General features: G+C 74.5%; 9 protein-coding genes. 5 read left to right on the forward strand and 4 right to left on the reverse strand.

The window, feature by feature from the left end:
* Window positions 1-445: 445 nt before the first annotated feature.
* From SVTN_RS44175 to SVTN_RS40910, 4 genes are read left to right on the forward strand one after another with little or no spacing between them, the layout of a single operon-like run.
* Complete coding sequence (locus SVTN_RS44175) at window positions 446-1,873, forward strand: hypothetical protein (protein WP_052498979.1); 1,428 nt, start codon at window positions 446-448, stop codon at window positions 1,871-1,873.
* A 39-nt stretch (window positions 1,874-1,912) separates the two neighbouring features.
* A complete protein-coding gene (locus SVTN_RS40905; protein WP_052498980.1) occupies window positions 1,913-3,670 on the forward strand; it encodes an FHA domain-containing protein in 1,758 nt (585 codons plus the stop codon).
* A complete protein-coding gene (locus SVTN_RS05090) occupies window positions 3,667-5,298 on the forward strand; it encodes a serine/threonine-protein kinase (protein WP_245727443.1) in 1,632 nt (543 codons plus the stop codon). The genes SVTN_RS40905 and SVTN_RS05090 overlap by 4 nt, the downstream gene beginning before the upstream one ends.
* Window positions 5,299-5,324: 26 nt before the next feature.
* On the forward strand, window positions 5,325-6,815 hold the full coding sequence (locus SVTN_RS40910) for a hypothetical protein (RefSeq protein ID WP_052498981.1): 1,491 nt from the start codon (window positions 5,325-5,327) through the stop codon (window positions 6,813-6,815).
* Window positions 6,816-6,867: 52 nt separating this feature from the next.
* Here the strand turns inward: SVTN_RS40910 and SVTN_RS05100 are convergent, their stop codons facing one another.
* From SVTN_RS05100 to SVTN_RS05115, 4 genes are all read right to left on the reverse strand, one after another.
* Window positions 6,868-8,844, reverse strand: coding sequence for an oxidoreductase (locus SVTN_RS05100; protein WP_041127976.1), 1,977 nt, complete (start codon window positions 8,842-8,844; stop codon window positions 6,868-6,870).
* Window positions 8,845-8,901: 57 nt separating this feature from the next.
* The gene (locus SVTN_RS05105) at window positions 8,902-9,780 is read right to left on the reverse strand and encodes a TetR/AcrR family transcriptional regulator (protein ID WP_052498982.1); all 879 of its coding nucleotides are present in this window, start codon (window positions 9,778-9,780) and stop codon (window positions 8,902-8,904) included.
* Window positions 9,777-11,201 (reverse strand): flavin monoamine oxidase family protein, encoded by a 1,425-nt coding sequence (locus SVTN_RS05110; RefSeq protein WP_063782242.1) that lies wholly within the window; start codon window positions 11,199-11,201, stop codon window positions 9,777-9,779. Before SVTN_RS05110 ends, SVTN_RS05105 begins: the two co-directional genes overlap by 4 nt.
* Before the next feature lie 148 nt (window positions 11,202-11,349).
* A complete protein-coding gene (locus SVTN_RS05115; protein ID WP_041127977.1) occupies window positions 11,350-11,949 on the reverse strand; it encodes a TetR/AcrR family transcriptional regulator in 600 nt (199 codons plus the stop codon).
* Between the two features lie 154 nt (window positions 11,950-12,103).
* Between SVTN_RS05115 and SVTN_RS05120 the strand changes: the two genes are divergently transcribed.
* Window positions 12,104-13,663, forward strand: coding sequence for an APC family permease (locus tag SVTN_RS05120; RefSeq protein WP_245727444.1), 1,560 nt, complete (start codon window positions 12,104-12,106; stop codon window positions 13,661-13,663).
* Window positions 13,664-13,687 lie beyond the last annotated feature (24 nt).

Here is a 13,687-nt window from a genome sequence, read left to right on the forward strand (position 1 = left end):
AACTCGCCGCCGAAACGGTGGGCCATTGGCCCAGCGCCACAGCGGAACCAGTGACCGGACGGAGCCATTGGCCCATGCCGCCCGTACATCAGCCACCCCGAACCGGCCTTCCGAGGGCAGCCCCCGGAAGGCCGGACGGTCTCCCCTCCGGGACGGGCAGGAGGTGCACGACCGGAGGGAGGTACGGAGCCGAAGGGAGACACGGGCCGACAGTGGTGAACGCCACTGGCCGAAACTCGTTTGCGGAACCGATGACCGGCAGGCGGTACGTCCTCTCCTGGGCCCTCCTGAGCCCTTGCGCCGGGTGCTCAAAAGCCTTTATAAGGTTCCGTGTAGGCATCGGTTGGGATGGCCGGAATGGCATCCATGCCACCGACCAGGGGGACCCTCCACTTCCCGCCGGAAGCACCGTGCGCGCACGCGTACCGACGGAGAACGTGAGGCCATGACCGACAACGACGCCTTTCGCGATGCCATGACCCGTCTGGCGGTCGATCCCGCGTTCGCGGAGCAACTCGACGGAAGCCCCGACGAGGTGGCACGCCGACTCGGTCTGACGCCCGAGCAGGTCATCGAGCTGCGGCGGCTCCGCGTGGAGTCGAGCACGGCCGAGGGACCGGCCACCCTCGACGCACGGCTGTCCAAGTCGTCCCTGTTCTTCGGCAACGCGGCCCACGCCCTGGCCGCCCACGACGTGCCCGTCGAGACGGGCCCGCACGACGCGGCGGACGCCCTGGGTGACTCCCGCGACCTGGCCGGACAGCTCGACGCGACGGCGTCCGACCTCACCGGCCTGATCGGCGACGCACCCGTCGGCGACGACGGCTCCCTCCTCGGCGACCTCGGGGGTCTCGGCGACGCGGGCGAGCCGGGAGACATGGGTGGCCTGGGCGACGCGGGCGACTTCGGCGGTTTCGGGGATGCCGGGGGCTTCGGGGACTTCGGCTCCTTCGGTGACGGCGATACGGGCTTCGGCGAGGCCGGGCTCGGCGGCCATGACGGCGGCTTCGGCGACGGGCTCGGTGGAGGGTTCGGCGACGGGTTCGGGGGCGGCCACGAAGGCGGCCTCGGCGACGGCTTCGGCGGAGGGTTCGGCGACGGGTTCGAGGGCGGCCACGGCGGCGGGTTCGGCGGAGAGTTCGGTGGCCATGGCGGCGGTTTCCACGGGGGCGGTGCCGAGGGCCTCGGGCACGGCGGCATCTACGCGGAGGGCGACGACGGCGGCGGCGAAGGCGGTGGAGGCGACTCCGGCGGCGGGGGCGGCGACGGCAGCAGCAGCGAGAACGGCCGCCGACCCGGCAGCGGCGGCACCGGCGGTGGCGACGGAGGCGGAGGCGGCGACGGAGGCGGAGGCAGCGACGGAGGCGGAGGCGGCGACGGCAGCAGCAGCGAGAACGGCCGCCGGCCCGGCGGTGGCGGCTCCGGCGGCGGCGACGGTGGTGGTGGTGGTGGTGGTGACGGCGGTGGTGACGGCGGCAGCAGCGAGAACGGCCGCCGGCCTGGCGGTGGCGGCACCGGCGGCGGGGGCGAAGGCGGAGGCGGAGGCGACGGCGGCGGGGGCGAAGGCGGAGGCGGCGGAGGCGAGGGCAGCAGCAGCGAGAACGGCCGCCGGCCCGGCGGTGGCGGCTCCGGCGGCGGCGACGGTGGTGGTGGTGGTGACGGCGGTGGTGACGGCGGCAGCAGCGAGAACGGCCGTCGGCCCAGCGGTGGCGGCGGGCGCAACGAGACTCCCGGTCCCGACTCCGACGGCGCCCGCAGCGGACTGGTCCGGCCCGGGCTCGACCGGATCGGCGACAGTCACCTGCACACCGCCGGGCCCGGCCACGACGCGCTCGGCGGCCCGGCCGGCGGTTCCTTCGTCACGGGTTCCTGAGGCGTCGGGCCCGAGACCATGCTCTGCCATGCCTGTCGCGTGCACGTGCGGCGCGACTTCCCGTACTGCCTGCGCTGCGGCACCCTGCGCCGCGGTGCGGCGCCGACGTCGTTCGCCGCGCCCCGGCTGCGCGGCCTCGACGACCCCGACCTCCTCGTACCGCTGACGGGCGAGGTCACGACGCTGGGCCGCGGCGCGGACAGCGACGTCGTCCTCGCGGACGGCAGTGTGTCGCGCCGTCATGCCCGTATCGTCCGTGACGCGTCGGGCTTCCGGGTCGAGGATCTGGACTCGTTCAACGGCACGGCCGTCGCGGGGGCGACCCTGCACGGCGGTTCGGCGCGCCTGGACGACGGCGCCGAACTGTCCGTCGGTGACGTCCGGCTGGTGTTCGAGCAGCCGCGTGACGCGCGGATCGGTTCGCGGACCGTCATGGTCGGCACGCAGCTCACCGAACTGCCCGCCGGTGCCGTTCCCGAGCCGGACGCGCCGGAGGCGCACGGCCCGCTCACCGCGCGGCCGCGCCGCCGCGGCGGCTGGGCGCTCAAGCAGGTGCCCACGAGCGGCCGCGCGGAACCGTACTGGGTGCTGAGCAACACGCGGACCGGCGGGTACCTCCGGCTCGACGAGCGCGAGGTGTTCCTGTGGAACGCCCTCGACGGCGACGCCACCGTGCGGGACCTGCTCTTCGCGTACGCGGACCGCTTCGGCGAGCTGGCGCTGCCGCGGATCGAGGCCGCGCTGGCGGCGTTCGCGGGCGCCGGGCTCCTGCGCGGTCTGCCGGGGCGGCGGGAGGAGAAGGCGGTGTCCGGGCCGCGCCGGGTGTGGCGGGCGGTGTACCGGGCCCTGCTCAGGCTGGAGGTGTCCGTGCCGGGCCTCGACGGGGCCGTGACGCGGTTGTACGCGGGCGGCGGCTGGCGGTTCTTCACCCGTACCGGAGTGGCGCTGACCTGGCTGTCGCTGCTCGGCGGTCTGGTGGTGTTCTTCGCGGTGGCGCAGGGCCGCCAGCATCTCCTCGACTTCGGCGGGTCCGGCGTCCGGGGCCCGGTGGCGCTGGCCGTCGGTTACGTCTCGGCGCTCGTGGTGCACGAACTGGCGCACGCCCTCGCGGTGAAGTCGTACGGCCGCAAGGTCAGGCGAGGCGGCTTCATGCTGATGATGGGAATGCCGTTCGCGTTCGTGGACACGAGCGACATGTGGTTCGGCACCCGCTGGTCGCGGGTCGTGGTGGCGCTGTCCGGGCCGGTGTCGACGGCCGCCCTGGCGGGCTGGTGCGCCGTGGGCGCGGCCTTCCTGCCGGTGGGGCCGGTCTCGGCCGTGCTGTTCCACCTGGCCTTCGGGCTGTATCTGAACACCCTGTACAACTTCAATCCGCTGATGCCGCTGGACGGTTACCAGGCGCTCACCGACGCACTGCGCGTGCCGCGGCTGCGTGAGGAGGCGAGCGCGTACTTCCGCACGGGGTTGTGGCGGGACCTGCGGGCGGGCCGACGGCCGGGGCCGCGGCAGGCGGGCATGGCCGCATACGGCCTGGCGGTGGTCGTCGGGACGTACGGATTCCTGGTCCTCGCCCTGCTGGCCTGGCGGTCCCGGCTCGGGGAGTGGCTGGACGGGCGGGTGCCCGCGCCGTGGGACGCGGTGATCGTGGCGGTGGTCGTGGCCCTGGTGGCGTTCCCGGTGTGGGCGGCGCCGGTGCGGTGGCTGGTACGGGTGGTGAAGCGACGTCGCACGGCGACGGGCGGCGATCGGGCGGACGGGGCGGCCGTGGACGGCACGGCCCTGGAGGGGACGGCATGAGCGACATGCGCGGGGCGGACGCCGGTTGGACGGTCCCCGGCTACGAGGCCGTGCGCACGCTCGGCCGGGGCGCGGGCGGACGGGTCGTCCTGGCACGTCACGAGGCGACGGGCGTGCCCGTGGCCGTCAAGTACCTGAGCGAACGGCTGCACGGCGACCGGGACTTCCTGGCCCGGTTCCGCGCCGAGGCGCGGCTGCTCGGCGAGCTGCGGCACCCGTGCGTGGTGCGGCTGTACGAGTACGTGGAGGCCCGACGGGGCGCGGCGATCGTCATGGAGGCGGTCGACGGGGTGACCTTGCGCGAGCTGCTGCGCGAACACGGGGCCACCGGCCCGGAGGCGGCGCTCGTCCTGCTCAAGGGCTCTCTGCTCGGGCTCGGCGCGGCCCATGCGGCCGGGGTGGTGCACCGCGACTACAAGCCGGAGAACGTGCTGGTGCGCGCCGACGGTTCGAGCGCGCTGGCCGACTTCGGCATCGCCGTGCGCGCGGGGCGCGAGGCGGAGGCCGCGGGCACGCCCGCGTACATGGCGCCCGAGCAGTGGGACGGCGAGCCGGCGGGCCCGGCGGGCGATGTGTACGCGGCGACGGCCGTGTTCTACGAGTGCCTCACCGGCCGGCAGCCGTTCGTCGCCGACGACCTGATCGCCCTGCGGCTCCAGCACCTCCGGGCGCCGGTCGAGGTGGCCGGTGTCCCCGAGCCGGTGCGCGATCTGGTGCGTACGGGCCTGGCGAAGGACCCGGCGGACCGGCCGGGCGTCGACGCGTTTCTCGTCGGCCTCGAACGTGCCGCCACGGACGGTTACGGCGCGGACTGGGAGGAGCGCGGACGCCGGGGCCTCGGCCGACTCGCCGCCCTGCTCGCCCTGCTGTTCCCGTTCGCGACGACGGGGGCGGTGTACGAGGCGACGCCGGCGCTGACGGTCCTGGGCCGCCTGAAGGGCGTCCTCGGAAGGACGCTGGTCGGGGTGGCCGCGCTGGCCGTGGTCGCGGCCGGTGCGGCGACGGTGGCGACGGCCGGGACGGCCGACGACACGACGACGACCGCGGCGACCTCCGTCCCGTCGGGAACTCCGGCCTCCGGTGTCCCGGCCCCGTCCTCGTCGTCCCACCCGCCCTCCGCCTCTCCGACGCCGAGCGGGTCGCCGGCCGGCAGCCCCTCGACCGAACCGACGCCGAGCGGCACGACGACGGCACCGGCCACGGACGGCACGCCGACCACGACCGCACCCGGACCGGACCCCACGGCCTCCACCCCGGCCCCCACCACCCCGGCCCCGACCACGCCGCCTCCGACGACCACGACCTCGGCAGCGCCGACGCCGGGCACGATCACGATCGTCATCGGCTCCCTGCGCCGTGGGCCGGGCAGCACGCTGATCGCCGACGTGACCGTCGACACCACCGGCACCGGTCCGCTGACGCTCACCGCGGACTTCTACGCCAACACGCCCGCCGAGCCCTACGGTTCGCAGTCCCGCCGGCTGTCGGGCGGCACGCAGTACTCCCTGACCTTCCAGGGCGACTTCGCGAACCACCCGTGCCGGGGCACCTGGACCATCGCCGTCAGCAGCGACCCTCAGTCCCCGGACGGAACGCGGACGGCCTCCGCCGACGCGCCGCCGTGCTGAGCCACCACCGAGGAGAACGAGGCTCGATGAGGACACCGCCGACGCCACCGGCACCCGCCACGGTCGCCGGGCGTGCCCTGTCGGAATGGTCGCGGGACGGCCGGTTCGGCACCTGGTACGCGCTGGGGCCCGCCGACGCGGACGGACCGCCGCTCGGCGTCCTGCGGATCCACCGCGCCCTGCTCACGCCGAGCGGTGCGCGGGAGCGGCTCACGGCCGCGGTGCGCTCCGTGGCGAAGCTGCGGCTGCCGGGCGTACCGGCCACCGTCGACCTGCTGCGGGAGGCGGGGGACGTGTGGCTGATCGTCGCGCGACCGCCGGCCCGTACCGTCTCCGACCTGCTCGCCACGGGCGCGCCCGGGCTCGACGAGGGCAGCGCCGCGAGCGTGCTCAACGAGACCGCGCAGACGCTGCTCGCCCTCCACGCGGCCGGCCTCGCCCACGGTTCGCTCACCCCCGACCACGTGGTCCTCGCCCCGGACGGCACCGCACTGCTCGTCGAAGCGTCACTGGCCGCCGCGCTGACCGAGGACGGCGCCTCCACGGTCTCCCCCAGGGACGCCGACATCGCGGCGTGGGCGGCGCTCGCCCGTACCCTCGGCACCGCATGGGCGGCGCCCGGCACACCGGCGGCCGAGTTGTTCGCCCGCTGCTCCGCCACGGCCGGGTCCGAGGGCCTCGCCGCCGCGCGTACGACGCTCACCTCGGGGCGCGCGGCGCTGCCCCGGGACTTCCTGCGCAGGACGGCCCTGCGAACGGCGGCGGCCGCCGCCTTGGCGGAACTGGCCGAGCCGGCATCGCGGACAGAGCCGGCCACGAAGTCCCCGGGGGCTTCGGGACGTTCGGAGGCGACGGAATCGGTGGAGGACGCGGGGGCGGTGGAGGACACCGCGGCGGCCGCCCCTGTCGGCGTCGCTCCGGACGAGCGGGACACCCTCCTCGGCAAGCGCCATCGAAGCGTCCCCGCCACGCCTCTGACGCCCGTGCCCGGCGGAGCCGAGGACGACGGCGAGATCGTGCTTCGTTTCGGCCCCGGCGTCCCGCGCTCCGAGGAGGAGGCCCTGCGCGCTCTGTGGGCCGCCCCCGCGCCTGCGCCCACCCCGCCGCACCGCCGACGGCGCCGGGCCGGCCTGCTCGGCGCCACCGCCGCGCTGGCGGCGGTGGCGGTCGTGCTGTGGCTGCTGCTGCGACCGACGACGGGCCCGGTGGTGACGGCGGTCCGGGTCACGGCCCCATCGCAGCGGTTGACGTGCGGCGGGACCGCCGAGGTGACCGGTGTGGTGACCACGGACGGCCACGCCGGCCCGTTCAGGTACCGCTGGCTGCGCAGTGACGGGCAGCGGTCCGAGGTTCTGACCCGTACGGCACGCGGCGGCGAGCACGAGGTGGCGTTGCACCTTCGCTGGACCGTCCGCGGCCCAGGCCTGTTCCACGGCACCGCCCGCCTCCAGGTTCTGCGCCCGGACACGCCGCCACTCGAAGCCGAGGCCGCCTTCACGTACGCGTGTGCCGGGTGACGGGCGGCCTGCCGGGCGGCCGGCGACGAGGGCGGCGGCGGGATCGGCGCGCCTACAGCCCGGACGCCACCGTCAGCCCCTCCAGTACCGCCTCCTCCACCGTGCGCGGGCTGACGCGGTCGCCGACGGCGAAGGCACGGTCGGGCGCGAGGCCCAGGGCGAGCGGGTCGAGGTCGGTGACCGGGACGTGGCCCTGGGCCAGTACGACTCCGGCCACGCCCTCCAGCACCACCGGCTCCTCGGTCAGGGTGTGCTGGAGGTAGACGGTGTCGTCGTCCGCGCCGTGGAGCCGGACGTTGGGAACGATCTCGATCCGGGCGCGCACGGCCCGGGCCAGCATGGCGGCGCGTACGTACTGCTGCAGGTGCTCGCCGGCCGCGAAACCGGTCACGCAGAGGGTCACCTTCCGGCCCCGGCCGGCCAGGAGGAGGGCGACGCCGAGGCCGATCCAGTCGCCGCGCCAGTCCGCCACCACGATCCGCCTCCGGCCGCCGCGGGGGATCTCGGCGTCGCCGCGGATCACCGACCAGGCGTCAAGGACCACCGGGTCGTCCATCAGCTCCAGGGGCGGTCGGCGGGGCCGGGCCCCGGTCGCGAGGACCACGGCGTCCGGGGCCGCGGCGGCGAGGGCCGGGGCGTCGATCCGCGAACCCGTCACGACGCGGACTCCGGCGCGGTGCGCCTCGCCCTCCAGGTTGGTGATCACACCCCCGAACTCGGCCCGCCCCGGAAGCCGTTCGGCGAGCAGCACCTGGCCGCCCACGCGGCGGCCCGCCTCGTGCAGCTCCACCTCGTGTCCGCGTGCGGCCGCCACGGCCGCGGCCTTCAGGCCGGCCGGGCCGCCGCCGACCACCAGCACCTTCTTGCGCCGCGTCACGAGCGGCAGGACCCCGAAGCGACGCTCCCGCCCCGTCTCCGGGTGCTGGATGCAGGAGATGGGGTGGCCGAGCTGGAAGTGGCCGATGCAGGCCTGGTTGCAGCCGACGCACGCACGGATCTCCTCGGTGCGGCCTCCGGCGGTCTTGGCCGGCAGGTCCGGGTCGCAGATCAGCGCCCTGGTCATCGCGCAGGCGTCCGCCTGCCCGTCCGCGAGGATCTGCTCGGCCTCCTGCGGCTGGTTGATCCGGCCGGCGACCATCACCGGGACGCCGACCACCGCGCGTACCTTCGCGGCGAGCGGGGCGGTGTAACCGGCGGGCCGGAACATGGGCGGAGCAATGTGCTCGGCCCCGGACAGGCTGGACGAGCTGCCCGCGCACACCGAGACGTAGTCGAGGAGTCCTTCGGCGTCGAGCCGGGCGACGGTGTCCAGGACGAGCTCGGTGTCCAGGCCGTCGTGGCTGAGTTCGTCGCCCGAGATGCGCAGGCCGACGGCGAAGTCCGGCCGGGCCTCCGCCCGGGCGCTGCGCAGCGCCTCGCGCAGGAACCGCAGCCGCCCCTCGCGGTCGCCGCCCCACCCGTCGGTCCGGACGTTGACGTGGGGGCTGAGGAACTGCGCCGGCAGATAGCCGTGGCTGGCGACGACCTCCACGCCGTCGAGTCCGGCCTCGCGCAGTCGGCGCGCCGCCTGTCCGTAGCCGTCGACGACCTCGCGGATCTCCGCCTCGGTCATGGCGCGCGGCATGACGTGGAAGCGCTCGCTCGGCGTGGCCGAGGGCGCCCACGCCACCGGCGCGGTGCCGTCCGCGGACTCCAGGATCTCCCGGCCGGGGTGGAACAGCTGGCCGAAGACCTTCGTGCCGTGCCGGTGCACCGCCGCCGCGAGCCGGGCGTAGCCGGGGACGCACGCGTCGTCCGTGGCCATCAGCACGTGCGTGGTGTAGCGGGCGGACTCGTGCACGCCGGAGACCTGGAGCACGATCAGACCGACGCCGCCCGCGGCGCGGGCCTCGTGATAGGCGATCAGGTCGTCGGTCACCGCGCCGTCCTCGGCCAGGACCGTGTCGTGGCCGGAGGAAAGGATCCGGTTGGGTACGGTGACGCCGCCGATCCGCAGCGGGCTGAACAGGTGGGGGAACCGCGTCGTCATGGGACGTCCTTTCTCGGGCCCGGGCGGGCGGCGGTCGGAAGAAGGCCGCCGCGCCCGTCAGCGGAGCGTGATGTGCGGTTCGAAGGCGTCGAGGAGCAGCTCTCGCATCCGGGTCGGGGTCATCTCCCCGTTCCCCGCAAGGACCTGGATGGCCAGGCCGTCCGCGAGGGCGGTGAACCGGCTGGTCAGCGCCTCGGGGTCGGCGTCCGTGGCCATTCCCTCGTACTGGCAGGCGCGCACCAGGTCGAGCACGGTCCGCCGCCAGCGGGCGTAGGTCTCGCGCTGGCCCTCCCTCAGGGCGGGGTCGAGGATCGCCTCGTTCCACGACTGCACCCACACCGACCATTCGTCGTTGTCGTCCTCGTCGCGGATCAGCTGGACGTCGATCAGCCGCCGCAGCTTCTCGACCGGCCCGTCCGCGTCCCGGAACTCGGCTTCGAGGCGCTGGTGGAGCCGCTCGGCGTAGTGGTGCAGGGCGGCGCGCAGCGCGTCGCCCTTCGTGGGGAAGTGGTAGTGGATCGTGCCGGTGCTGGTTCCGCAGGCGCGGGCGATGTCCGCGACCCGGACCCGGTGGAAGCCGCGGCGGGCGATGAGCCGCGCGGTCTCCTCGAGGATCTGGGTCCGGCGGACCTCCGCGTCGACGGCGTCGGCGCGGCGCCGCGCCTCGGGCAGCGCCGGGTCGTCCGGGGCGGTGGGCGGCCGGCCCTCCCCGGTCCGCAGGTACCGCAGGGACACCTTCCCGGTCCGCGCGATGGCGGCGAGCTCACCGGCCGTGAGGCGGCGGCTGCCGTTGAGGGCCTTGGACAGTGCGGTGGGCTCCATGCCGATGCGGGCGGCGAACTCGCGCTGGCTGACCGCCGCCGCCCGCACCACCAGGCGCGCCCGGTCCGCCACGGCCCGGACGTCGTCGTCCTGCACCCGCCGGATCGCCGTCATCGCGCCACCCCCTCAGACCGGTCCGACCCGCCCACCTCGTCCGACCCGTCTGGCAGGTCTGCCCCGTCCAGCCCGGCCGCCCCGTCCAGGCTCGCCAGGCCGGCGAGGGCTTCGTCGGCGGCCCGGTATCCCGACGACACCGCGCCGTCGATGTAGCCGTTCCACTCCGACGCGGTCTCCGTCCCCGCCCAGTGCAGCGGGCCGGTCGGTTCCCGCCAGCCGCGTTCGCCGTGGCCGCTCCATCCGCCGGGCGTCGCGTAGGCCTCGTATCCGCCCCGGGCGAAGGGGTCCCGGGTCCAGATCTTCTCCGTGTAGTCGCGCGGCCGCCCGGCCCCGGGTCCGGCCACGGAGACGAGGCTTTCCAGTACGGCGGCCCTGCGGCCGGCCTCGTCCAGGGCGGCGAAGCCGTCCAGGCGGTCGCCGTACACGAATCCGACGAGAACGCCGTGCGCACCGTCCTCCGGGGAGTTGTCGAACACGACGCCGACCGGCCCGTCGTCGTACAGGGTCGCCACGCCGGACAGCCCCTCCTCGCGCCAGAACGGGGTGTCGTAGACCGCGTGGACCTTGGCGACCCGTCCCATCGGGCTGTGCGACAGCCAGCCGTCCCGGGCGGCGGGCAGGGGCGGCGCGAAGCCCACCGCCCGTACGGCGTGCGGGGGCAGGGCCACGATCGCCCGGCGCGCCCGGAGCACGGTGGTCGAGGTGCGGACGCGGACGCCGTCGGCGTCGTACGCGATCGAGAGCGCCTGCTCGCCGAGGCGGACGCGGTCCCCGAGCAGGGCCGCGACCGCGCGGGCCGGGCCGGCCGCGCCCGTGCCGAACCGGCTGTCCTGGGCGCAGCCGCGGGTCTCCATCAGCTGTTCGAAGCCGCCGGCCGCGGCGATGTAGAAGAGCACGTGGAAGAGCGAGATCTCGTCGGGCTCCGTGCACCACAGCCCTTGGACGGCGAGGGCCAGGCGGCGCAGGGCGTCCGCGTCGTCGGTCTCGGAGCGGAAGAAGGACTGCGCCGTCCGGGCGTCCCATTCCTCGAAACGGGCCGTGCGCCACGGTCGGCCGGTGTCCACGGTGCGGGCCAGCTCGTCGAGGAGCCCGGTGATCCGGACGTACTCGGTGATGCCGGGCCCGTCGGCGGGCGCGGCGCCGGTGTAGGGGACCCTCGTGCCGTCGTGCCAGACCTCGATGTGGCTGCCCTTCTCCCAGGTCGGGAAGGTGGGACAGCCGAAGCGTGCCGCGAGTCCGACGAGGTGGGTCTGGGTGGGGCCGACCCATTGGCCGCCGTGGTCGATGGGCCCGCCGTCCGGTCGGAGCTCGGTCAGGACCCGCCCGCCGACCCGGTCGGCGGCCTCGACCAGGGTGAAGTCGACGGCGTGGTCGTGGAGTCGGAGTGCCGCGGCCAGCCCGGCGTACCCTCCGCCCACGACGACAACATCGGATTCGATCAGACGCGTTCCGCTCTGTCTCTCCATGGCCCGAGAGGATGCGGCAACACTGACGGGGGCGTCAATGGTTGCGGCAGACGGATGGCGAGACGGGTCGCGGCGCACGTCCGGCGCGGGCGGGGCGGTCCTATCGACGGGCCGTCAGCGTCTCGCGGTCGATGCCCAGTTCGGTCACGAGCGCGTCGTCCACCCACTCCAGCATCGTGGCGCGGCTGAGCGGTCCCTTGTACGAGGTCATCTGCACGGCCAGTCCGTCGAGCAGCGCGGTCAGGCGCCAGGCCACGTCCTCGGGGCGGTCGCAGACGAACTCGCCGGCTGCCACGCCCTGTGCGACGACGTCGGCGATCGCGGCCTTCCACTGCTGGTCGAGGTCGTGGGCGACCTTCCTGAGGGCGGGTTCGCGCAGCGCGGCCGCCCAGCCCTCGATCCACAGCCGCCAGCCCTTGGCCTGCCCGGTCGGCGCGTACCAGCGCACGGCCGCGCGCAGCCGGAGCGCGGCGCTGGTACGGGGTTTGTCCAGGAGTCTGCGCAGGTGGGCGAGGTCTCCCTCGGCGGCGTGGGCGAAGGCCTCGGCGACGAGCAGTTCCTTGGTGGAGAAGTGGTAGAGCACCAGGGAGCTGCTGACTCCGAGCGCCGAGGCGACGTCCGCGATGCGCACGCCGCTGACGCCGCGGGCTTCGATCTGCTCGACGGCGATGCGCAGGATCTCCGCGCGTCGCTCTTCCACGCTCAACCGGACTCTGGCCACGGCTTTACCCTACACAGCTCTTGACAGTGCAGTGTGGCCGGGCTCACAGTGCTGGCTACTGACTGGCCGTTCAGTCAGATGATGTGCCGCTCCGTACGTGACCCTCCCCCGTGCCGCCGTAGGAGTCCGCCCCGTGACCCAAATACCCGTCACCGCCAGCAGGGCCGAAGAGCCCGCACCCGAGACCCCCGACCTCTCCGAGGGCTGGGGCGAACAGCGCGGCCGGCTCCGCAAGGAGCTGCGCCGTTTCGACGTCCTGCTGTTCCTCATATGCACCCTCGTCGGACTCGACACGATCGGGTCGGTCGCGGCGCAGGGCCCGCAGGGGCTGACCTGGATGGCCGTCCTCGCGCTGCTCTTCTTCCTCCCCTACGGACTCCTCGTCGCCGAACTCGGCTCCGCCTTCCCCGTCCAGGGCGGCCCGTACGTCTGGACCCGGCTCGCCTTCGGCCGGCTCACCGCGGGCCTCAACCAGATCCTCTACTGGATCTCCAACCCGGTGTGGGTGGGCGGCAGTCTGTGCATCATCGCCCTCACCACCTGGGAGGAGTTCTTCACGCCGCTGCCCGGTCTGTGGAAGTACGCCGCCGGTCTCGTCTTCATCTGGGGCGGTGCGCTCGCCGTCGTCCAGTCCGTCCGGGTCGGCAAGTGGGTGCCGATCGCGGGTGCCGTCGCGCGGATCGTGCTCCTTGGCTTCTTCCTCGTCTCGGTGGTCGTGTTCGCCGTGCGGAACGGCGTGCACGCCCTGCCCGTCAGCGAGTTCTCACCGACCTACGCCGGCTTCGTGGCGCTCGTCCCCGTCCTGATCTTCAACTACGTCGGCTTCGAACTGCCCAGCTCCGCGGCCGAGGAGATGCGCAACCCGCGCCGTGACATCCCGCTCTCCATCCTCCGCTCCGGCATCGCCTCGCTCCTGCTCTACGGCGGGCCCATCCTCGGCATCATGTTCGTCCTGCCCAGCGAGCGGATCGGCAGCCTCGGCGGCTTCATCGACGCCTGCAAGGCCGTCTTCACGGTCTACGGCGGCTCCATCGCCACCGACGGCACGGTCACCCTCACCGGTGCGGGCGCGGTCTTCGGCGGCATCGCCGCCGCGGGACTCATCGTCGGCCTGCTGACCTCCGGCGTCACCTGGGCGATGGGCGCGCACCGTGGCCAGGCCGTCGCCTGCGCCGACGGCGCCGGTCCGGCCTGGCTCGGCACGATCTCCGAGAAGCACGGCACCCCGGTGCGGGTGAACCTGCTCTCGGCGGCCCTCGCGTCGATCCTCCTCGTGGCCGCCCTCAACCTCACCGAGGGCGACGGCGAGAAGTACTTCGCGGCGGGCCTGGGCCTGACGATCTGCACGACCTTCATCTCGTACGTCATCACCTTCCCGAGCCTGCTGGTGCTGCGCCGCAAGTACCCCGACACGCCGCGCCCGTACGCCGTCCCGGGCGGCCGCCTCGGCGTCTGGACGGTCACCGCGCTCGCGACCGGCCTGGTCGCCTTCACGGTGGTCGTACTGATCTGGCCGGGCTTCGGCGTCGGCTGGTTCGGCACGGAGGGCTCCTCGGCGGACTCCCTGCCCGAGGCCTTCGCCGGCCAGCGCCTCGCGTACACGCTGAGCCAGGTCGTGCCGCTGCTGATCATCGCGGTCGTCGGCCTCCTCTTCTACGCGGCGGGCGCGAAGACCCGCCGTACGAAGAGCTGAGCTCCGGACCGTACGCGACGAGGG

This window comes from Streptomyces vietnamensis (assembly GCF_000830005.1).
In the GTDB taxonomy this organism is placed as follows: domain Bacteria; phylum Actinomycetota; class Actinomycetes; order Streptomycetales; family Streptomycetaceae; genus Streptomyces; species Streptomyces vietnamensis.

Excerpts from the sequence above, each read along its gene's own strand:
- SVTN_RS05100 (WP_041127976.1), bottom strand. The coding sequence starts at position 8,844 with ATGACGACGCGGTTCCCCCACCTGTTCAGCCCGCTGCGGATCGGCGGC.
- SVTN_RS05105 (WP_052498982.1), bottom strand. The coding sequence starts at position 9,780 with ATGACGGCGATCCGGCGGGTGCAGGACGACGACGTCCGGGCCGTGGCG.
- SVTN_RS05090 (WP_245727443.1), top strand. The coding sequence starts at position 3,667 with ATGAGCGACATGCGCGGGGCGGACGCCGGTTGGACGGTCCCCGGCTAC.
- SVTN_RS44175 (WP_052498979.1), top strand. The coding sequence starts at position 446 with ATGACCGACAACGACGCCTTTCGCGATGCCATGACCCGTCTGGCGGTC.
- SVTN_RS40910 (WP_052498981.1), top strand. The coding sequence starts at position 5,325 with ATGAGGACACCGCCGACGCCACCGGCACCCGCCACGGTCGCCGGGCGT.